At 72.5% G+C, this 19,932-nt stretch carries 17 protein-coding genes; 11 read left to right on the top strand and 6 right to left on the bottom strand.

Features of this window, described 5'->3' with window-relative positions; all coding sequences use genetic code 11:
- The first annotated feature begins 72 nt into the window (after positions 1–72).
- The 6 genes from J7E97_RS14075 to J7E97_RS14050 all read left to right on the top strand — a co-directional run bounded on the left by J7E97_RS14075 (position 73) and on the right by J7E97_RS14050 (position 5,199).
- Positions 73–873 carry a crotonase/enoyl-CoA hydratase family protein gene (locus tag J7E97_RS14075; protein ID WP_215026725.1) on the top strand — a complete coding sequence of 267 codons (801 nt, stop codon included), beginning with the start codon at positions 73–75 and terminating at the stop codon, positions 871–873.
- 187 nt (positions 874–1,060) lie between these two features.
- Positions 1,061–2,038 carry a Zn-ribbon domain-containing OB-fold protein gene (locus tag J7E97_RS14070; RefSeq protein ID WP_215026720.1) on the top strand — a complete coding sequence of 326 codons (978 nt, stop codon included), beginning with the start codon at positions 1,061–1,063 and terminating at the stop codon, positions 2,036–2,038.
- Positions 2,038–3,111 carry a thiolase domain-containing protein gene (locus tag J7E97_RS14065; RefSeq protein ID WP_215026716.1) on the top strand — a complete coding sequence of 358 codons (1,074 nt, stop codon included), beginning with the start codon at positions 2,038–2,040 and terminating at the stop codon, positions 3,109–3,111. The genes J7E97_RS14070 and J7E97_RS14065 overlap by 1 nt, the downstream gene beginning before the upstream one ends.
- The gene (locus J7E97_RS14060; protein WP_215026712.1) at positions 3,108–4,283 is read left to right on the top strand and encodes a thiolase domain-containing protein; all 1,176 of its coding nucleotides are present in this window, start codon (positions 3,108–3,110) and stop codon (positions 4,281–4,283) included. The genes J7E97_RS14065 and J7E97_RS14060 overlap by 4 nt, the downstream gene beginning before the upstream one ends.
- Positions 4,284–4,428: 145 nt before the next feature.
- On the top strand, positions 4,429–4,656 hold the full coding sequence (locus J7E97_RS14055) for a DUF397 domain-containing protein (RefSeq protein ID WP_251054484.1): 228 nt from the start codon (positions 4,429–4,431) through the stop codon (positions 4,654–4,656).
- 117 nt (positions 4,657–4,773) lie between these two features.
- Positions 4,774–5,199 carry an ACT domain-containing protein gene (locus J7E97_RS14050; RefSeq protein WP_215026704.1) on the top strand — a complete coding sequence of 142 codons (426 nt, stop codon included), beginning with the start codon at positions 4,774–4,776 and terminating at the stop codon, positions 5,197–5,199.
- Positions 5,200–5,571: 372 nt separating this feature from the next.
- Here J7E97_RS14050 and J7E97_RS14045 read toward each other — a convergent pair whose 3' ends face one another.
- Positions 5,572–5,715, bottom strand: a complete 144-nt coding sequence (locus J7E97_RS14045; RefSeq protein ID WP_215026701.1) for a hypothetical protein — start codon at positions 5,713–5,715, stop codon at positions 5,572–5,574.
- Between the two features lie 252 nt (positions 5,716–5,967).
- On the opposite strand from J7E97_RS14045, the gene J7E97_RS14040 reads away from it, so the two are divergent.
- On the top strand, positions 5,968–6,468 hold the full coding sequence (locus J7E97_RS14040; RefSeq protein ID WP_215026699.1) for a hypothetical protein: 501 nt from the start codon (positions 5,968–5,970) through the stop codon (positions 6,466–6,468).
- A gap of 15 nt (positions 6,469–6,483) precedes the next feature.
- On the opposite strand, the gene kstD is transcribed toward J7E97_RS14040, so the two are convergent.
- Both kstD and J7E97_RS14030 read right to left on the bottom strand, forming a co-directional pair.
- Positions 6,484–8,292 (bottom strand): 3-oxosteroid 1-dehydrogenase, encoded by a 1,809-nt coding sequence (gene kstD / locus J7E97_RS14035; RefSeq protein ID WP_215026696.1) that lies wholly within the window; start codon positions 8,290–8,292, stop codon positions 6,484–6,486.
- A 219-nt stretch (positions 8,293–8,511) separates the two neighbouring features.
- Positions 8,512–9,636, bottom strand: a complete 1,125-nt coding sequence (locus J7E97_RS14030; RefSeq protein WP_215026693.1) for an aminoglycoside phosphotransferase family protein — start codon at positions 9,634–9,636, stop codon at positions 8,512–8,514.
- A gap of 229 nt (positions 9,637–9,865) precedes the next feature.
- Between J7E97_RS14030 and J7E97_RS14025 the strand changes: the two genes are divergently transcribed.
- Positions 9,866–11,350: a hypothetical protein gene (locus J7E97_RS14025; protein ID WP_215026690.1), complete on the top strand. Its 1,485-nt coding sequence runs from the start codon at positions 9,866–9,868 to the stop codon at positions 11,348–11,350.
- Positions 11,351–11,492: 142 nt separating this feature from the next.
- Here J7E97_RS14025 and J7E97_RS14020 read toward each other — a convergent pair whose 3' ends face one another.
- Complete coding sequence (locus J7E97_RS14020; RefSeq protein WP_215026687.1) at positions 11,493–12,932, bottom strand: PP2C family protein-serine/threonine phosphatase; 1,440 nt, start codon at positions 12,930–12,932, stop codon at positions 11,493–11,495.
- Positions 12,933–13,179: 247 nt separating this feature from the next.
- The gene (locus tag J7E97_RS14015) at positions 13,180–13,428 is read right to left on the bottom strand and encodes an SCO4226 family nickel-binding protein (protein WP_215026685.1); all 249 of its coding nucleotides are present in this window, start codon (positions 13,426–13,428) and stop codon (positions 13,180–13,182) included.
- A 383-nt stretch (positions 13,429–13,811) separates the two neighbouring features.
- On the opposite strand from J7E97_RS14015, the gene J7E97_RS14010 reads away from it, so the two are divergent.
- The 3 genes from J7E97_RS14010 to J7E97_RS14000 all read left to right on the top strand — a co-directional run bounded on the left by J7E97_RS14010 (position 13,812) and on the right by J7E97_RS14000 (position 18,634).
- Positions 13,812–16,115 (top strand): xanthine dehydrogenase family protein molybdopterin-binding subunit, encoded by a 2,304-nt coding sequence (locus tag J7E97_RS14010; RefSeq protein ID WP_251054469.1) that lies wholly within the window; start codon positions 13,812–13,814, stop codon positions 16,113–16,115.
- Positions 16,116–16,130: 15 nt separating this feature from the next.
- The gene (locus tag J7E97_RS14005; protein ID WP_215026682.1) at positions 16,131–16,586 is read left to right on the top strand and encodes a (2Fe-2S)-binding protein; all 456 of its coding nucleotides are present in this window, start codon (positions 16,131–16,133) and stop codon (positions 16,584–16,586) included.
- Between the two features lie 74 nt (positions 16,587–16,660).
- On the top strand, positions 16,661–18,634 hold the full coding sequence (locus J7E97_RS14000; protein ID WP_215026677.1) for an APC family permease: 1,974 nt from the start codon (positions 16,661–16,663) through the stop codon (positions 18,632–18,634).
- Here the strand turns inward: J7E97_RS14000 and J7E97_RS13995 are convergent.
- Positions 18,519–19,865 (bottom strand): CdaR family transcriptional regulator, encoded by a 1,347-nt coding sequence (locus tag J7E97_RS13995; RefSeq protein ID WP_215026673.1) that lies wholly within the window; start codon positions 19,863–19,865, stop codon positions 18,519–18,521. The genes J7E97_RS14000 and J7E97_RS13995 overlap by 116 nt on opposite strands.
- Positions 19,866–19,932 lie beyond the last annotated feature (67 nt).

The following is a 19,932-nucleotide window of genomic DNA, read 5'->3' as shown; positions in this document are numbered from 1 at the left end:
CTGTCAGAAAACTATTGAACTGCACCCGCCCCTACTGCAACCTGTTCTAGGTCTTGAGACGGGAGGACGGCAATGGGTGGGACGGAACACCTGACGGCGGAACGCCACGGCGCCACGCTGGTGCTCACCATGAACAGGCCAGAAGCGAAGAACGCCCTTTCGCTGCCGCTGTTGGTGGGGCTGTACGACGGCTGGCTCGAAGCGGACGCGGACGACGGGATCCGCTCCGTCGTGCTGACGGGCGCCGGCGGGGACTTCTGCGCCGGCATGGACCTGAAGGCACTGGCCGGTCGGGGCATGGAGGGCGACCAGTACCGGGACCGGCTCAAAGCCGACCCGGACCTGCACTGGAAGGCGATGCTGCGCCACCACCGGCCGCGCAAGCCCGTCATCGCGGCGGTCGAGGGCTACTGCGTGGCCGGCGGGACGGAGATCCTCCAGGGCACGGACATCCGCGTCGCCGGGGAAGGCGCGACCTTCGGACTGTTCGAGGTCAAGCGCGGGCTCTTCCCGATCGGCGGCTCGACCGTTCGGCTGCCCCGGCAGATCCCGCGGACGCACGCGCTGGAGATGCTGCTGTCCGGGCGGCCGTACGCGGCCGAGGAGGCGGCCCGGATCGGGCTCATCGGGCGGGTGGTGCCGGACGGCACCGCGCTGGAGGCCGCGCTGGAGATCGCGGAGCGGATCAACGCGTGCGGGCCGCTCGCGGTGGAGGCGGTGAAGGCGTCCGTCTACGAGACGGCCGAGATGACGGAGACCGAGGGGCTCGCCTCCGAACTCCTGCGCGGCTGGCCGGTCTTCGACACGGCGGACGCCAAGGAGGGGGCCCGGGCCTTCGCGGAGAAGCGGCCCGCGCTGTACCGGCGGGAGTAACCGGGGCGGCCGGCCCCGGTTACTCCCGCGCCTCGAAATCCCCCGGCCACCGCCGGGAGGCACCCCTGGCCGGGCTGGACCCCTCCGGCGGGGCCGGACCCGGCCGCGACCGCCATCCAGCCGCGATCGCCCCTGGGCCGCGATCGCCACTCGACCGTTCTCGGAACCAACACATCGGAGACCATCCATGACAGCCGCGTCCCCACCGGAGATCCTCCGCGCGCCCTTCGTCGTCGAGTTCCCCTTCACCCGGTCCCTCGGGCCCGTGCAGAGCGCCTTCCTCACCGGATTGCGCGAACGCGTCGTCCTCGGGGTCACCACCGCCGACGGCAAGGTGATGGTGCCGCCGGTCGAGTACGACCCCGTCACCGCCGAGGAGATCCGCGACCTCGTCGAGGTGGGCGCCACCGGAACCGTGACCACCTGGGCGTGGAACGCCGCGCCGCGCCGCGGCCAGCCCCTCGCCACCCCCTTCGCCTGGGTCCTCGTACGCCTCGACGGCGCCGACACCGGGATCCTGCACGCCCTCGACGCCCCCGGGCCGGAGGCCGTGCACACCGGCATGCGGGTCCGGATCCGGTGGGCCGGGGAGCGGATCGGGGCGATCACCGACATCGCCTGCTTCGAGCCCGCGGAGCACCACGAGGGCGACGGGTCCGCGCAAGCGGCGCCGCACGCCGGTGAGTTCGCCGACGCCGTCACCGGCATCGTCGCCGAGGCCCGCCTGGACTACACGTACACCCCCGGCCGCGCGCAGACCGCGTACATCAACGGCCTCTCCCAGCGGAAGACCGTCGGAGAGCGCTGCCCCTCCTGCCACAAGGTGTACGTGCCCCCGCGCGGCGCCTGTCCCACCTGCGGGGTCGCCACCACCGACCCGGTCGAGGTCGGTCCGGCGGGCACGGTGACCACGTACTGCATCGTCAACATCAAGGCCGGTCATACGGCGAACCTCGACATCGAAGTCCCCTACGTCTACGCACACATCGCCCTCGACGGCGCCGACCTCGCACTCCACGGCCGGATCGGCGGCATCCCCTACGACCAGGTCCGCATGGGCCTGCGCGTGGAGCCCGTGTGGACCGAAGGCGGCCGCTACCCCGACCACTACCGCCCCACCGGAGAGCCGGACGCGGACTACGACGTCTACAAGGAGCTCATCTGATGGCCACGCCGACCAGCAGCGGGCACGCACGGGAAGTGGCCGTCGTCGCCTTCGCGCAGAGCGACCACCTGCGCCGCACGGACGAGCTCAGCGAAGTCGAGATGGTCATGCCGGTCCTGCACCAGGTCCTGGCACAGACCGGTCTGAAGACGGGCGAGATCGGCTTCACCTGCTCCGGTTCCAGCGACTACCTCGCCGGCCGGGCCTTCTCCTTCACCATGACCCTCGACGGGGTCGGCGCCTGGCCGCCCATCTCCGAGTCGCACGTGGAGATGGACGGCGCCTGGGCCCTGTACGAGGCCTGGGTCAAGATCCAGACCGGCGAGGCGGACACCGCGCTCGTGTACGCGTACGGCAAGTCCTCCCCGGGATCGGTACGGGACGTCCTGACCCGCCAGCTCGACCCCTACTACGTGGCTCCGCTCTGGCCCGACTCGGTGGCCCTGGCCGCCCTCCAGGCCCAGGCCCTCATCGACGCGGGCGAGACCGACGAACCGGCGCTCGCCGCGATCGGCGCCCGCAACCGGGCCCGCGCGAGCGCCAACCCGCACGCCCAGCTCAGCGGTTCCGTCGCACAGGGCGACTACGAGGTCGCCCCGCTGCGCACCGGCGACTGCCCGCCGATCGGCGACGGCGCGGCCGCCGTCATCCTGGCCGCCGGGGACGTGGCGCGGCGGCTGTGCGAGCGGCCCGCCTGGATCACCGGTATCGACCACCGCATCGAGGCGCACAGCCTCGGGCTGCGCGACCTCACCGACTCCCCGTCCACGCGGATCGCCGCCGAGCACGCGGGGGTCTTCGAGAAGCCGGTGGACACCGCCGAACTGCACGCGCCGTTCTCCTCCCAGGAGGTCGTGCTGCGCAAGGCGCTCGGACTCGACGCGAGCGTGTCCGTCAACCCGTCCGGCGGCGCGCTCGCCGCCCATCCGATCATGGCCGCGGGGCTGATCCGGATCGGCGAGGCGGCCGCCCGGATCCACCGCGGCGAGTCCGACCGGGCCGTCGCGCACGCCACCTCCGGCCCCTGCCTCCAGCAGAACCTGGTCGCCGTCCTGGAAGGGGACCGAGCATGAGCGCATCGGGCAAGGAGCCCGTGGCCGTCGTCGGCATCGGGCAGACCAAGCACGTGGCCGCCCGCCACGACGTCTCCATCGCGGGGCTGGTGCGCGAGGCGGCGGTCCGCGCGCTCGCGGACGCCGAGCTGACCTGGGCGGACATCGACGCGGTCGTCATCGGCAAGGCCCCCGACTTCTTCGAGGGCGTGATGATGCCGGAGCTGTACCTGGCCGACGCCCTCGGCGCGGTCGGCAAGCCCATGCTCCGCGTGCACACGGCCGGTTCGGTGGGCGGGTCCACGGCGCTGGTCGCCTCCAACCTGGTCGCCGCCCGCGTGCACCGCACCGTGCTGACCCTCGCCTTCGAGAAGCAGTCGGAGTCCAACGCCATGTGGGGGCTCTCGCTGCCCGTTCCCTTCCAGCAGCCGCTGCTGGCCGGGGCCGGCGGCTTCTTCGCCCCGCACGTCCGCGCGTACATGCGGCGCACGGGCGCGCCTGACACGGTCGGCTCGCTGGTGGCGTACAAGGACCGGCGCAACGCGCTGAAGAACCCGTACGCGCACCTGCACGAGCACGGCATCACCCTGGAGAAGGTCCAGGCCTCGCCGATGCTGTGGGACCCGATCCGGTACTCCGAGACCTGCCCGTCCTCCGACGGCGCCTGCGCGATGATCCTCACCGACCGGGCGGGCGCGGCCCGTTCGCCGAAGCCGCCGGCCTGGATGCACGGCGGGGCGATGCGCAGCGAGCCGACGCTCTTCGCGGGCAAGGACTTCGTGTCCCCGCAGGCGGGCAAGGACTGCGCGGCCGACGTCTACCGGCAGGCCGGGATCACCGATCCGCGCCGGGAGATCGACGCGGTGGAGATGTACGTGCCCTTCTCCTGGTACGAGCCGATGTGGCTGGAGAACCTCGGTTTCGCCGAGGAGGGCGAGGGCTGGAAGCTCACCGAGGCCGGGGTCACGGAACTCGACGGCGACCTCCCCGTCAACCCGTCGGGCGGTGTCCTGTCCACCAACCCGATCGGCGCTTCCGGCATGATCCGCTTCGCGGAAGCGGCCCTCCAGGTGCGCGGTCAGGCCGGGGAACACCAAGTCCCGGACGCGCGGCGGGCGATGGGGCACGCGTACGGGGGCGGGGCGCAGTTCTTCTCGATGTGGCTGGTGGGTTCGCAGCCGCCGGCCTCCTGAAAACGGCGGCCGCGGTATCCGGCTTCGGGGAGGGGTGCCTCACAGGGACCAGGAGTGACGCACCGTGGCCTGTGCGGCACGCCGTGCGATCGCTAACCTGACCCCGGGACGACGTACCGGGAGGAGCACGCACGTGGCAGAGAGCATGACTTCGCAGGCGCCGGCCGGCTGGGGAAAGCCGGACCTCGATCTGACCGAGGCGGACTGGCAGTCGAGCAGCCGGGGGGCGGGTGACGTCCAGATCGCCTTCGTGGAGGGGTTCATCGCGATGCGCAACGGCGACCGCCCCGAAAGCCCCTCGCTGATCTTCGCGCCGGACGAGTGGCGCAAGTTCGTCCTGAACGCGCGGGGCGGGGAGTTCGACCTGACCTAGTCGAAACGGCACGGACGCGCGGACGCACGGACGCACGGCTCGGCACGGCCCGGCCGCCACCTTGACGGTGGCGGCCGGGCCGTTCGGGCATATCGGGGTAAAAGGTAGGGTGTCCACATGAGTGGAGAGAGCGACCTGCGGAAACTGCTGAGCGGTATGCGGCCCGTGCTGAACGACGGGCAGTACGTGTTCTGCACCATCCCCGGAGACACCGACCCCGAGGCCCTCGCCGGGCTCACCCCCGTCGCCTCGATCCTGGAACCCGAGGGGCTCACCCTCGTCCTCGGGCAGGAGGAGGCCGACGGCGCGGGGCTGCCGTACGAGTACACCGCCGGCTGGATCACCCTGCGCGTGCACTCCGCCCTCGAAGCCGTAGGCCTCACCGCGGCCTTCGCCACCGAACTCGCGGCGCACGGCCTGAGTTGCAACGTCATCGCCGGCTACCACCACGACCACCTCTTCGTGGCCGCCGACCGGGCCGCCGAGGCGGTCGCCGTCCTGGAGGCGCTGGCGGCCCGCTCCGCGGAGTCCGCGGCGGGCTGAGCCGCCTGGGGGTCAGGCGGGACCTCCGCCTCAATCGCCGGCGGGGCCGGATTTGGCCGGCGCCGTGCTCGCCGTGCGGGTTCGTTGCCGGGGGCCAGCCCCCGGACCCCCGCGCCTCAAACGCCGGCGGGGCTAGATATCAGCCCCGCCGGCGTTTGAGGCGCGGGGCTTCGGGCGGAGCCCGGGCTCTACGGGTCAGGGCGGAGCCCTGGGAACGGCGGAAGGGTGGGTAGGGGACCGGCGCCGCGCAGCGGGCGTACGGACCCGCAGGCGGGGACGGCGGTCAGGGCGGCCGCCCCGCGCAGCGGTACGTACGGGTCGGCGGACCGGTGGGCCGCCGACCCGGATCCGAGCCACGGTCAGGGCCCACGGTCAGGGCCCACGGTGAGGGCTCACGGTCAGGGGCGCGGCCACGGTCAGGGGCACGGCCAGGGTCAGCGCCAGCGCCAGGGCCAGCGCCAGGGCCAGCGCCAGGGCCAGGGCCAGGGCCAGGGCCACGGCCACGGTCAGGCGCACGGCCGAGGGCGTAGCCACGGCCACGGCCACGGCCACGCCCACGGCCCGGTCAGCGCCACGGCCAAGGGCACGGCCCTGGCCAGGCCCATGGCCAAGGGTGGGCGCACAGTCAGGGGCGCGATCACGGCCAGGCCCACGGCCACGGTCAGGCGCACGGCCGAGGGCGTAGCCACGGTCAGGCGGACGCCCAAGGGCAGGGGCGGAGCCCGGGGCGGGGGCCGGGAAACGCGGGCGGGCACGTACCATGGCGGCATGTCCTTCCTCCGCCGCCACCGCGCCGCCACACCCGCCGGCCCGGACTTCGACGTCCTGGCCATGGACCCGGGGGACTGGCCGGGCAACCTCGGGGCCGGGCTGCTGCCCGCGCCCGACGGCAGTTGCCAGGGTGTCTTCCTCCGCTACGACCTCTTCGGCGGACGCGGCCCCGCGATGATCATCGGAAACCTGCCCGAGGGTTCCCCCGCCCGCGACCTCTCGGAGGGCCAGGTCCCCTTCGAGGTCGCCCAGCTCCTCGACGCCCTCGAGAACGACGAGGACGTCGAGGTCATCGGCGCCGAGGACTGCCCCGTCATGCAGGGCGACAACCTCCTCATCGTCCGGAAGATCAAGCTCTCCGAGAGCCGGATCAGCTGCGTGCAGTTCGACCGCAGTGACAACGTGCTGGTCACCATCGCGAGCTGGGACCGGCCGATCACCGACGACCTGTACGCGCTGCTGAAGCCGCTGCCCGCCGAGCTCTTCCAGCAGGGCTAGCCGCCCGCCACCGCACTAGCCGGCCGCGATGTCGTTCGCTGCCACGTAGCCGAACGTCATCGCGGGGCCGATCGTCGATCCGGCCCCCGCGTAGCTGTGCCCCATCACGGCCGCACTCGCGTTGCCCGCCGCCCACAGGCCCCGGATCACCGATCCGTCGGCCCGCAGCGCGCGGGCCCGCGCGTCGGTGACGATGCCGCCCTTCGTGCCCAGGTCGCCCGGCACGATCTTGAAGGCGTAGAACGGCGGGGCCCAGATCGGGGCCAGGCACGAGTTCGGCCGGACGCCCGGGTCCGTGTAGTAGTGGTCGTACGCGGTGTCGCCCCGGTGGAAGTCGGGGTCGGTGCCGTTCCAGGCCTGCGCGTTGAACCGGTTGAGGGTGGAGCGCAGGGCTCCGGCCGGTACGCCGATCTGGTGGGCCAGGGCGTCCCAGGTCCACGCCTTCTTCGCCGCGCCCACCTCGTACCACGAGTCGGGGAAGGCGATCGTGGGCAGGATGTCCTTGAACAGGTACTTGTTGCGGTAGTTCTGATCCACGATCAGCCAGGCGGGGATGTGCGAGCCGGTCGCGCCCCGGTCCTTCTCGTACATCACGTGCACCACATCGCTGTACGGAGCGGCCTCGTTGACGAAGCGGGCGCCCTCACCGTTGACCATCAGGCCGCCGGGCAGGGTCCGTTCGGCCAGGCAGAAGTACGGCTCGTCCGGCAACGGGATCGAGGGCCCCCACCAGGCGTCGTCCATCAACGCCAGTGCCGCCCCGGCCCGTTGGCCCGCACGGATGCCGTCGCCGGTGTTCTCCTCGGCTCCCACCGACCACTGGGTGCCGATCGGCTGCTGCTGGTACTGGGCCCGCATCTGCGCGTTGTGCTCGAAGCCGCCCGAGCCGATGACCACGCCCTTGCGGGCCCGCACGACGCCCCGTACGCCCTCCTGCTCCACCACGACCCCGGTGACCGCGCCGCCCTCCTGGACCAGGTCGACGAGGGGGCTGTTGAGCCACACCGGCACCCCGGCCCGCAACAGCCCGGCCCGCAGGCCGGTCGCCAGGGCCTGGCCCATGGTCAGCGGCTTCTGTCCGGACAGCGCGGCCGCGGCGCCGCGCGCAAGGCATTCGGTGGACACCGCGAGGCCCTTGGCGCTCACGGCCGCGAGGTTGAGCCACTTGTAGTCCTGGCTGAACACCACCATCCCGGCCGGTACGGGCATGTACGCCGGGTTCAGGTGGGCCAGTTCGGCGCCGAGGATGTTGCCGTCGATCTGATCGGGCTCGATCGAGCGGCCGTTGGGAAGCCCGCCGGGGAGGTTGGGGTAGTAGTCGCTGTAGCCGTCCATGAAGCGGAAGCGCAGCGGGCTGTTGGCCATCACGAGGTCCAGCATCCGCGGCCCGTTGGCGAGGAAGGCGGCCTGCCGGTCCGCCGAGGAACCGTCGCCGACGACGGCCGCGAGGTACGCCGCCGCCTTCTCGGGGGTGTCCGGGACGCCCGCGCCCAGGATCACGGAGTTGTTGGGCAGCCAGATGCCGGCGCCGGAGCGGGCGGCCGAACCGCCGAAGGTGGGGGCCTTCTCGACGACGAGCACGCTCAGGCCCCGCTTGGCGGCGGTGAGCGCGGCGGTCATCCCGGAGGCCCCGGATCCGACCACGACGACGTCGTACTCGCCGAGCGTCGCGGCCCCCGGGCCGGCGCCGGCCGCGTGCGCCGCGGCGGAGGGCAGCACGGTGGCGGCGAGCACCCCGGCTCCGGTCCCCGCGAGGACCGTCCGGCGGGAGGGGAGGGCGGAACTCGGTTCGGAACTGGCTGCGGAGGCGGGTCTCGCGGTCATGGGCAGGCTCCGGCGTCGTGGGAGGGAAGGGGCGGTTCAGCGATTCTGATGCTGAGTCAGGAAAGGTGTTCGGGGGATCATGTGAAGTCAAGGCATGCGCACCAGTCGCACACCGGGCCCGGACACGGGAAATCCCGTGCCGCACACACCGGGTGTGTGCGACACGGGACAGGGATCCGTGCTCCTGGGTTCCGCTCTACGAGCCCGCGAACGCCGGGGTCAGCGCGTGCCCACGGCCGCGCGGACCGCCCTGCGCGCCATGCCCGCGTCGTCGTGCAGGCGCCGCAGCAGCAGCCTCTGCTCCTCGCCGGAGGACAGGGAACCCACCGGCAGGGGGTGGGCCGGGGCGGTCGCCGCCATCGAGCGCTGCACCGCCGTCTCCGTCATCCGGATCTCCCGGGTCAGCACCAGCATCAGATTGACCAGGAACGCGTCCCGTGCGGACGGTCCGGCGGCCTGCGCCATGCGGCTGATGTGGGCACGGGCGGCCGGGGCGTCGCCCAGTACCGTCCACAGCGTGGCCAGGTCGTATCCGGGCAGGTACCAGCCGGCGTGCTCCCAGTCGAGGAGCACCGGCCCCGCCGGGGACAGCAGCAGGTTCGACAGCAGCGCGTCGCCGTGGTTGAACTGCCAGGGGGTGCCGGCCATCTTCACCCCGTGCAGCAGCTTCTGCAGATCCCCGAAGTCGCGGTCGGTCAGCAGGCCCTGCTGGTAGTCCCGGGCGATCCGCCGGTCGTAGTCCAGGGGCTTTTCGAACAGCTCCTCGGCGGGCCGCCAGCCGTTCACCTGGCGCACCGCGCCCAGCGCTGCCCGCAGGTCGGCTCGCGGCGGTGCTTCCACCGGGTGCCGCTGGAGCGCGGCGACCCGGCCCGCCATCCGCTCGACGACCAGTACGCAGTTCTCCGGGTCGGCGGCGATCAGCCGCGGCACGCGGACTTGCGGGCGGTGCCGGACGAACGTCCGGTACGTCGCTATTTCGTGCCGGTACCGCTCGCGCCACTCGGGCGAGTGATCCAGTAAAACCTTCGCCACGGCGGTCATCCGTCCGGTCGTCCCCACCAGCAGGACCGACCGGCCGCTGCGCCGCAGCACCTGGACCGGCGCGAACTCCGGACAGATCCGCTGCACCGAGGCGAGCGCGGTCCGCAACTGAGCGCCCTGCGGCCCCGACAGGTCGATTCTCCCGCTGAGCGGCTGCGATCCGGTACCCGGCATCCGCCGTGCCCGTACGGCGCCCTGCACCGGTGCCGCGATGCGGCCGGGTTCGAGGTAGGGGCCGCCGACCGCGGGGAGAGTGCGGTGCGGCCGGACCGGAGCGGACACGGAGGTCGTTGCTGCGTACATGGCGTTACGGATCCCTTCGTGCGCCGACGAGTTGCGTACGCCGCCCCGCCGATCCCGTGCATCACCCTGGGGAGTTCCGTCGGTGACCGGGTCGGGGAGGCGCATTCCTACCTGACACCCGGCCGTGGGTGGCGGACCACGGAGCGTGCCCTGGCGAAGCCTGGCGAATAGTCGCTCGGCATCTGACGGGGGGTTACTGTCAACTCAGCCGAGAACCTGGGGGCTTGACGTGAGCAAAGCACCAAACACCCGTCTGAACGACTTGTTCGGCCTGGCCGGATGGTCGAAGGGCGAACTGGCGAGGATGGTCAACCGGCAGGCGGCCTCCATGGGCCACCACCAGCTGGCCACCGACACCTCGCGGGTGCGGCGCTGGATCGACATGGGGGAGACCCCGCGCGAACCGGTTCCCACGGTACTGGCAGCACTGTTCACCGAGCGGCTCGGTCGTGTCGTGACCATCGAGGACCTCGGGTTCGTACGACAACGGCGCACCACCAAACGGCAACCGGACGGGGAGCTGGAGAACCCCGAGGGGATGCCATGGGCGCCCGAACGCACAGCCGCGGTCCTCACCGAATTCACGGGAATGGACCTCATGCTCAACCGTCGCGGTCTGATGGGCGCGGGCGCCGCGCTCACCGCCGGCTCAGCCCTCAGCAACGCCATGTACGACTGGCTCCACACCGACCCGGCCCGCGCCAAGGACGCGTTCCGCCACGGCGACAACTACCAGGCCGACGGGGCGGGATACGACCGGTACGAGGCCGCACCCATCGGCTCCCAGGAGATCGAGGCCCTGGAGCGCTCCGTGGAGGTATTCCGCGCCTGGGACGCCTCCAGAGGCGGCGGCCTGCAGCGCAAGGCCGTGGTCGGGCAGCTCAACGAGGTGGGCGGCATGCTCGCGTACCACCATCCCGACCACCTCCAGCGGCGGTTGTGGGGGGTGGCGGCCAACCTGGCGGTGCTGGCGGGCTGGATGTCCCACGACGTGGGCCTGGAGCCGACGGCCCAGAAGTACTTCGTCATCGCCGCGCACGCGGCCCGCGAGGGCGGCGACCGGCCGCGTGCGGGGGAGGCGCTTTCCCGTGCCGCCCGTCAGATGGTCCACCTGGGCAAGCCGAACGAGGCCCTGGACCTGATGAAGCTCGCGCAGTCCGGTTCCGGCGAGCAGACGCTGCCCCGCACCCGCGCCATGCTGCACACCATCGAGGCGTGGGCGCAGGCCGCGCTCGGCAAGGGCCAGGCGATGCGCCGTACCCTCGGCGAGGCGGAGGACCTGTTCGTGTCCACGTCGGGAGACGTGCCGTCGCCGTCGTGGATGCAGCACTTCGACGAAGCCGATCTGCACGGCATGCAGGCACTGGCCTTCCGCACCCTCGCCGACCACGATCCGTCGGCCGCGCCGATCGCCCAGAAGCACGCCCAGGAGGCCCTGCGGCTGCGCGCCGACGGCCACCAGCGCTCGAAGATCTTCGACTACATCTCGATGGCTTCGGCCTGCTTCATCGCCGACGATCCGGAGCAGGCCGACCGCTACGCCCGCCTCGCGCTCGTCTCGATGAACGAGACCTCATCGCACCGGACGTGGGACAGGCTGCGCGAAATGTACCGGCTGAGCGGCCACTACTCCGGCTTCGCCGGCATCGAGGAACTCCGCGAGGAGATCAAACTGGCCCTCCCGAACAGCCCGGTGGCCCCTCGGCCGGTATGAGCCGCGGTATGAGCCGCCACCGGTGGAAGGCCCTCATGCGGCCCGTGCGGCCCGTACGCGTACGCCGGTACGCGGTGCCGCGAGGGCGCGGCGGCGCGGAGAGGAACAAGGCCGCGCCTCGGCGCGGCCTTGCAGGCCGGCCCTAACCGCCGACCCGGGCCACCAGTACGCAGGCGTCGTCCTCGCGCTCGCCCTCGCCGAACTCCCCGATCACCAGGCGCACGCAGTCCTGCGCCGAACGGGCGGCCGAGAAGTGCGGGGCGAGCGCCAGCAGCCGCTCGGCTCCGTCGGCCTTGCTGAACTCGATGCTGCGCGGGGTCAGTCCGTCGGTGTGCAGGACGAGCACGTCGCCGGCCTCCAGCCGCTCTTCGGCCTGTCCGTACGCGGCCCCGGAGGTCGCTCCCAGCAGCACGCCCTCGGGCGGCAGCAGCGAGCGGCCCTGGCCGTGGCGGAAGAGCAGCGGGGCGGGGTGGCCGGCCTGCGCCCAGGACAGGATCCGGTGCGCGGGATCGTAGCGACAGCAAACCGCGGAGCCCAGGGCGGGCTGTACGGAGGCTTCGAGGAGCTGGTTCAGCCAGCCCATCAGGGGGCCCGGCTCGATGCCGGCCATGGCCATCCCGCGCAGCGCGCCGAGCATCATGGCCATGCCCGAGGTGGCGGTCACCCCGTGACCCGTCAGGTCACCCACCGTCAGCAGCGACTGCCCGCCCGGGAGTTCGAGCGCGTCGTACCAGTCGCCGCCGATCAGCGCACTGGTCGCGGAGGGCAGGTAGTGCGCGGCGATGTCCAGGGCCCGGCTGCCGTGCGGGGACCGCAGGGATCCGCGCCACGGGGGAAGCACGGCCTCCTGTAGTTCGACCGCCAGCCGGCGCTCGGTCCGCGCGATCTCCTGCCGGCGCTGCAGCGAGTCACGGGACTCGTGGACCGCCCGCTGGCTCCGGCGCAGTTCGCTCACGTCGCGCAGCACGGCCCACATGGTGGCCGTGCAGCCGTCGGAGTCGAGCACCGGCTCGCCCCTCATGTGCAGCGTCCGGACGCGGCCGTCGGCCCGGACGATGCGGAACTCACCGTCTATGGGCTTTCCGTCCACCAGGCAGGCCGTGACCATGGCCGTCAACAACGGCTGGTCTTCGGAGAACAGGGTGGAGCCCAGCTCGTCGAGGGTGAGCGCGCCGCTCTCGGGGGAGCGGCCGAAGATCTGGAAGAGCTCGTCGGACCAGCTGACCTCGTCGGTCAGCAGGTTCCATTCGGCGCTGCCGACCCGGGTCTGCTGCGCTTCCGCGCCGGCGGGTCCGGTTTCGGGAGCCGGGGCGGCCCGCGGCGGTCCGACGGTTGCCGGCACCGTCGGCGCCAGGCCTTCCTTCAGCTGGCCGAGGTGCTCTCCGATGTCGTCGAGGTGGTGCACGGCGAGATCGCACAGCGCGCGCTGCCACCGGCCCTGGGCGTCGTCGTCGTCGACGACGGTGTCGCGGCGGACGGCGTCGACTTCTCCCCGCAGCTGTCGGGTCTGCGAGATCAGCGCGTCCACCGACCCTGGTTCCGGGGGCTGCGCGGGAGGGTCCGCGTACAGGTGGGACGGCATGAGAACTCCGATACAGGCGCGGCACGGCCAAGTTCTGAAAGGTAGGACCGGTTCTGATGGAAGGGCCGGTAACGACTGTGGCACAGGCCGCGACAGCCTGTAAGGCGTTTGGCAACATCTGTGGAGGACTTGCTTCAGGCATATGCCTGAGGCCTTCCGACGCCTCGGGAGTGTGCGAACGAATCCGGTCAGCGCTACCGGCGGGCCTCCGTCCGGAGACCCGCCGGCCCTTGCGCCCCTTGGGTCGTTACACGGCGATCGGCACCGGGTGAATCTCGCTGAAGGGGTGTCCCGTGCGGTCGTGGATGCGCTTGACCGCGTCCGCCGAGGGTGCCTCCGAGAGGCAGTAGACCGTGCCGGACGCCGGGTCGGCCCAGGCGTGCTCGAAGTGCACGCTCTCCTCCGCCTCGATGCCCAGGTCGGCCTCGTGGGCGGCCTTGAGCTGCTCCGCCGTGATGCCGTTCATGCCGTAGTGGACGTCCATGTACTTCGCCACTGCCGCACACCTCCTCGTCCGCTGTTCCCGGCCTGCTCTTGCGGGCTCTTTCCATCGTCCGCCCGCGGCCGGAAACCGGCCTTTCGGCGCGGAGCGGTCGATCGTACGGCCGAGGTGTGCGAAGGGAACTCCCGCCGTGCTCGCACACGAGCCGTAGCCCCCGAACGGAGGACAACGGGGAGCGCGGCCGGCTGGCGGGGCGGCGTCCGGGCGAGGTCAGGGAGGCCGCGCGGAGGGGGTACGAGACTTCCCGGCGGCCGGTCCGGCCGGTACGCCGCCGCCCGGACCTTCCGCGTTCATCCGGCGATCGCTACTCTACGTGTCGGTAACGAGCCGGGAGGCCCGCCGAAAGCGGGCCGTGCGCAGGGCGGGGACACGACGACATGACCGGGCAGAGCCATGCGCCGACCGACGGGCCGGGCCACGCCCCGACCGACGGGCCGGGCCACGCGTCGGCGGACGGGCGGCGGAGCGGAGCCGACGGGCAGAGCCGCCGCTCCTTCCTCACCTACCTCGTCGCCGCGCCGACCCTCGCCCTCGTCACCCGCGCCGGCGCCGACCTCATCGCGCCGCAGCCGGCCCACGCGGTGATCCCGACCCTGCCCGCCCCCGCGGACCTGCTGGACCTGGGCGACCTGTTCATCCTCGCGGGCGCTCCCACCTCCGCCCTGCTCGCGCTCGCCGTGGAGGCCGACGGCACCGTCCGCTTCCGGCTGCCGCGCGAGGAGGTCGGCCAGGGCCTCACCACCGCCGTGGCGATGCTCGTCGCGGAGGAGCTCGACGCGCCGCTGGCCGCCGTACGGATCGAACTGGACGACGCCCGCCCCGAGCTGCTCTTCAACCAGCTCACCGGCTCGTCCAACTCCATCCGCTCCCTCTACGGCCCGGTCCGCCAGTGCGCCGCCACCGCCCGCGCCCGTCTGGTGGCGGCCGCGGCCGTCCGCTGGAGCCTCCCGGTCTCCTCCCTCACCACCGCGAACGGCGCCGTCCGCGCCCCCGACGGCCGCACCGCCGGCTACGGCTCACTCGCCACGGCCGCGGCGAACCCCGCACTCGTGGTCCTCGGAGCGAGCCCCAAGCAGCCGGCGAAGCACACCCTCGTCGGCAAGCCGACCAGCCGGATCGACGCCCGCGCGATGGTCACCGGCGCCCAGCGGTACACCCTCGACCTCGACGTGCCCGGGGCCAAGCCCTGCGTGGTCCGCCGTCCCCCGACCCTCGGCGGCGGCGTCCGTGCCGTGGCCAACCTCGCCGCTGTCAGGGCCATGCCCGGCGTCCTGCACGTGGTCACCGTCGCCACCGGTGTCGCCGTCGTCGCCGAGACCTTCGGCCAGGCCCTCGACGCCAAGGCCGCGCTCCAGGTCACTTGGGGCCCGGGCCCCGCCGACCAGCTCTCCGACGCCCAGGTGCGCGCCGAACTGCGGGCCGCCACCGCCCCGCTGGTCGTGCCGCCGCTGCTCACCGCGCGCGTGGACGCCGAGTTCGACTTCGCCTTCGTCAGCCACGCGCCGATGGAGACCAACTCCGCGGTCGCCGACGTGCGCGAGGACCGCGCCGAGATCTGGTCCGGGCTCAAGTCCCCGATCGTGGCCCGCGAGACCATAGCCGCCGACCTCGGCCTGCCGCTCGACAAGGTCACCGTCCACGTGGTCCAGGCCGGGGGCTCCTTCGGCCGGCGGCTCTTCTTCGACGCCGCGCTGGAGGCCGCCCGGATCTCCAAGGCCTGCCGCCGCCCGGTCCGTCTGATGTGGACCCGTGTCGACGACACCCGGCACGGCCGAATGCGCCCAGCCACCCACCACAAGATCCGCGCGACCCACCTGCTCGGCGAGGTGCTCAGCTTCGAACACCGGGTCGCCGCCGCCGAGACCGACTTCCGGCACGGCCTCGGCGAGATCATCACGGCCACGGCCGCGAGCCTGCCGCTCGGCATCGGCAACGCCACCCTCGCCCAGACGCTGTTCCTCACCACGGTCAAGTCCCCGTACCACTTCGGCCTCACCACCCAGGTCCTCACCGAGGTCCCGACCGGGGTGCCCACCGGCTCCTGGCGTTCGGTTTACTCGGCGAACACCCGGGGCGCCGAGGAGATCGTCGTCGACGAACTGGCCGCCGCGACGGGCAGGGACCCGTACCGGTTCCGCCGCACCTTCCTGAAGACGGCCGCCCAGCGCGCCGTGCTCGACAAGGTGGCGACCGAGGGGGACTGGGGCCGCGCCCTGCCCGCCGGGTGCGCCCAGGGCATCGCCTTCCACGAGGAGTACAAGTCGAGGACCGCCTGCCTGGTCGAGATCGACACCCGGGACCCGGAGCACGTGCGCGTCACCAAGGCCGTCATCGCCGTGGACGTGGGCCTGCCCGTCAACCCGCGCGGTCTGGAGGCCCAGATGATCGGCGGTCTGATGGATGCCATCTCCACCACGCTCACGGCCGGCCTGCACCTGGACAAGGGGCTCCCGCTGGAGGGCAGTTACAGCCAGTTCCGCTGGGCGCGGCAGCGGGACACCCCCCGGGACGTACGGGTCTTCGTGCTCCCGGCGACCGGGACCGAGCCGGGCGGAGCCGGTGAGCTGGGCCTGCCGGCCGCCGTGGGCGCCATCGCCAACGCCTACGCCCGCGCCACGGGCACGAAGCCGCGCAGCTTCCCCCTCGACTTCGACGTCGACTTCACCCCCTACCCCCGCTAGTCCAGGAGCCGAGCCGTGCCCTCGCACACCTTCACCGTCAACGGGCGGAGCGTCACCGTGGACGCGCCCGACGATCTGCCCCTGCTGTGGGTGCTCCGCGACATGCTGGGCGTGCGCGGCCCCAAATACGGCTGCGGCGTGGACGCCTGCAAGGCCTGTACCAGCCACCTCGACGGGGTGGACGTCCGCCCGTGCGTGGTCCCGGTCTCCGCGTGCGCGGGCAAGGCCGTGACCACCATCGAGGGGCTGGCGAACGGCGACGAGCTGCACCCGGTGCAGGAGGCCTGGCTCGAACAGGACGTCGCACAGTGCGGCTTCTGCCAGCCCGGCCAGATCATGGCGGCGGTGGCCCTGTTGAAGCGCACGAGCACGCCGACCGACGAGGACATCGACGCGATCGCCAACATCTGCCGCTGCGGCACCTACTTCCGCATCCGCGAGGCGATCCGCAGCGCGGCGGCGAAAATGTAGGAGGCACACGGTTCACTCCATGACACAAGCCCTATACGGGGTGAATCGGTACAGGTTTGGCTGATCATGCCTAAATGAGGCGTATCAATGCGAAACGCGTGCTGGTCGGTGAACCGCTCGACACCGCTCGTCTGGGCGAGACCCTGCTGCCCAAACGGCTCGCACTCCCCATCTTCTGCAGCGACCCGCTCTCCTCGGTGGCCTACGCCACCGAGGAGATCCTGCTGATCCTCGCCCTCGGCGGCGTCGCCCTGCTCCACCTCGCCTGGTACGCGGCCGCGGCGATCATCTTCCTGCTGGTGGTCGTCGTCGCCTCCTACCGTCAGACCTGCTACGCCTACCCGGGCGGCGGCGGCGCCTACATCGTCAGCTCCAAGAACCTCGGCCCGACCGCGGCCCTCACCGCCGCGAGCGCGCTGCTCGTCGACTACGTCATGACGGTCGCCGTCTCCGTGGTCTCCGGCGTCTCCGCCATCACTTCGGCCATCCCTTCCCTCACCGACCACGAAGTCGGCCTGTCGGTGGGGTTCGTCGTGCTCCTGACCCTGATGAACCTGCGCGGCGTACGGGAGTCGGGACGGATCTTCGCGATCCCCACCTACGGCTTCGTACTCGTCATCTACCTCATGTTCGCCGTGGCCGCCTTCCGCCTCGCGACCGGCGACACCATCCGCGCCGAATCCGCCGAGCTGCCGATCACCGAAGCCGGCGGCTACGCCGGCCTCGCGCTGGTGCTGCTCGCACTGCGCGCCTTCGCCTCCGGCTGTACCGCGCTGACCGGCGTCGAGGCCATCAGCAACGGCGTGCCCGCCTTCGAGAAGCCCAAGAGCAAGAACGCGGCGACCACGCTCGCCGCGATGGGCGCGCTCGCCGTCACCATGTTCGCCGGGATCACCCTCCTCGCCATGGTCTACGAGGTGCACGTCGCGGCGAACCCGACCGAGCTGGGCCTGGCCCCCGGGACGCCGATGTCCACCGCGCTCGCACAGATCGGCCGGGCCACCTTCGGCGACTGGCACGTCCTCTTCTACCTGCTCCAGGCCGTCACGGCCGGCGTACTGGTCCTCGCCGCGAACACCGCCTTCAACGGCTTCCCGATGCTGGCCTCGATCCTGGCCAAGGACCGGTACGTACCGCGCCAGCTCTTCAACCGCGGCGACCGGCTCGTCTACTCCAACGGCATCGTCCTGCTCGCGCTCGCGGCCATCGCGCTCATCGTGACCTTCGACGCCCAGCTGACCCGCCTCATCCAGCTCTACATCATCGGCGTCTTCGTCTCCTTCACCCTCTCGCAGGCCGGCATGGTCCGGCACTGGAAGCAGGAGCTGGCATCGCCCGGGACCCGGAAGGAGGAGCGGATCCACATCCACCGCCGACGGGCCATCAACGCCGTCGGCGCCGTCATGACCTCCGTGGTCCTGGTCATCGTCCTGATCACCAAGTTCACCCACGGAGCCTGGCTCGTCGTCATCGCGATGCCGCTGCTCTTCCTCGGCATGAAGGGCGTGCGCCGCCACTACGACACCGTGGCCCGGGAGGTCGCCGTCGCCCCCGGGGTCAAACCGCGCAAGCCCGCCCGCCATCACGTGGTCGTTCTCGTCGCCGCCGTGCACGCCCCCACGCTCAAGGCCCTCGGCTTCGCCATGGGGCTGCGGCCCGACACCCTCACCGCGGTCTCGGTGGCCGCGGACGAGGAGGACGCGAACCGGCTGCGGGAGACCTGGGCGGAGCACGACCCGGGGATCCCGCTGAAGGTGCTGCACTCCCCCTACCGGGAAGTGGTCGGGCCGGTGCTCGCCTACGTGCAGGAGCAGGCGGCCGCCGAGGGGACGGACATGCTGTCGGTGGTGATCCCCGAATACGTGGTGGGGCACTGGTGGGAGCAGCCCCTGCACAACCAGAACGCGCTGCGGCTCAAGGCGCGGCTGCTGTTCACGCCCGGGGTCGCGGTAATCGACGTGCCGTTCCTGCTGGAGTCCGCGAAGACGACGCACCCGAAGGAGGGGACGGAGACGGAGACGGGGCCGGCGCCGGAGGCACGGCGCTAGCCGGACGCTGGACGACCGCCGCGTGCGCCAGCGCCAGCTCCACGACGTGGGCCGGATCCGAGAGGGAGCGGCCGGTCAGCCGCTCCAGACGGCGCAGCCGGTTGGAGACGGTGTTGCGGTGGCAGTACAGCCGCTGCGCCGCGTACGTCGTCGAGCCCTGGCAGGTCAGCCAGGTCCCCAGGGTGTTCAGCAGCACCCGGCGGTCCTCCGGCGGCAGCGCCAGCACCGGCCCGAGCACCACCCGGCGTAGCCGGGCCGCGAGTTCGGGCTCGGCCGCGACCAGTGCCGCCGGCAGCCGCTCGTCCAGCAGCGCGGTGCGCGGGCCCTCCGCGACGGCGGTGCGCAGGGCGAGGACGGCCATCCGGTGCGCCCCGGCCAGCTCGGCCGGCGACGCCACCACCGGGCTCACCCCGGCGCGCACGCCGAGCGGCGCGAGCAACTCCCGTACGGATTCCAGCGGATGGTGGCCCAGCTCCACGAGGCAGCTCTCCCCGGCGGCGCGGATCCGCCACAGCAGCCGCGGGGCGCCGGGCGCAGGGTGGACTCCGGTGCCGGCTTCGGTCTCGGCTTCGGCCCCGGTCGTTGTCCCGGCGCCGCCGAGGCCGGCCCCGGCGAGGTCTCCGCCGCCGGGTCCGAGGACGACCACCGCGAACCGGCCGCGCTCCGGCAGCCCGAGCCGCTCCGCCGACCCGGCGGCCTCCTCGGCCGAACCGGAGCCTTCGAGCAGGGTGTCGAGCAGGGCGGCGGCGAGCTCCCGCTCCCGGTCCCCGCGCGCGGACTCGGCCCGGTGGTACGACTCGGCCGCCGCGTCCGCCAACCGGTCGACCACCTCCCACAGCGCGGGCGCCCCCGGCAGCAGCCGGGGCAGCGCCGCCCGGTCGTGGGCGGCGACGGCCTCGGTCAGGGTCTGCCACAGCAGCCGGCCGCAGAGCCGGTAGACCCCCAGCAGGGAGGCGAGCGGCAGCCCCTGCCCGGCGCGGAGCGCACCGTCGGCGCGGGCGTCGGCGAGACCGGCGGGCAGGCCGCGGGAGCCGCGGACCAGGCCCTCGACCACGTGACCGAGGATGTGGTGGATCCGGTCGCACAGTTCGGCCCGGCCGAGCAGGGCGGTGTAAGAGGCGTGGGCGGCGTGGGCCGGGTCCTCGACCGGCGCCCGGTCGGCGAGCCGCTCCGCCGCCACCGCGAGCCGGCGGTCCAGGTCCTCGCGTATCTCCTCGATGATCCGCTCCATGACGGGCAGGGTGACACGGGGAGGGGGGCGGTGGGGAGGGCCGCGACGCCGCCGCGTCGTCCAGTGC

This window comes from Streptomyces sp. ISL-66, assembly GCF_018614135.1.
GTDB lineage: Bacteria > Actinomycetota > Actinomycetes > Streptomycetales > Streptomycetaceae > Streptomyces.
This window is presented reverse-complemented; position numbering and strand designations above follow the sequence as displayed.

Excerpts from the sequence above, each read along its gene's own strand:
- J7E97_RS14075 (WP_215026725.1), top strand. The coding sequence starts at position 73 with ATGGGTGGGACGGAACACCTGACGGCGGAACGCCACGGCGCCACGCTG.
- J7E97_RS14010 (WP_251054469.1), top strand. The coding sequence starts at position 13,812 with ATGACCGGGCAGAGCCATGCGCCGACCGACGGGCCGGGCCACGCCCCG.
- J7E97_RS14050 (WP_215026704.1), top strand. The coding sequence starts at position 4,774 with ATGAGTGGAGAGAGCGACCTGCGGAAACTGCTGAGCGGTATGCGGCCC.
- J7E97_RS14000 (WP_215026677.1), top strand. The coding sequence starts at position 16,661 with ATGAGGCGTATCAATGCGAAACGCGTGCTGGTCGGTGAACCGCTCGAC.
- J7E97_RS14065 (WP_215026716.1), top strand. The coding sequence starts at position 2,038 with ATGGCCACGCCGACCAGCAGCGGGCACGCACGGGAAGTGGCCGTCGTC.
- J7E97_RS14030 (WP_215026693.1), bottom strand. The coding sequence starts at position 9,636 with ATGTACGCAGCAACGACCTCCGTGTCCGCTCCGGTCCGGCCGCACCGC.
- J7E97_RS14020 (WP_215026687.1), bottom strand. The coding sequence starts at position 12,932 with ATGCCGTCCCACCTGTACGCGGACCCTCCCGCGCAGCCCCCGGAACCA.
- J7E97_RS14055 (WP_251054484.1), top strand. The coding sequence starts at position 4,429 with ATGACTTCGCAGGCGCCGGCCGGCTGGGGAAAGCCGGACCTCGATCTG.
- J7E97_RS14060 (WP_215026712.1), top strand. The coding sequence starts at position 3,108 with ATGAGCGCATCGGGCAAGGAGCCCGTGGCCGTCGTCGGCATCGGGCAG.
- J7E97_RS14040 (WP_215026699.1), top strand. The coding sequence starts at position 5,968 with ATGTCCTTCCTCCGCCGCCACCGCGCCGCCACACCCGCCGGCCCGGAC.
- J7E97_RS13995 (WP_215026673.1), bottom strand. The coding sequence starts at position 19,865 with ATGGAGCGGATCATCGAGGAGATACGCGAGGACCTGGACCGCCGGCTC.
- kstD (WP_215026696.1), bottom strand. The coding sequence starts at position 8,292 with ATGACCGCGAGACCCGCCTCCGCAGCCAGTTCCGAACCGAGTTCCGCC.
- J7E97_RS14070 (WP_215026720.1), top strand. The coding sequence starts at position 1,061 with ATGACAGCCGCGTCCCCACCGGAGATCCTCCGCGCGCCCTTCGTCGTC.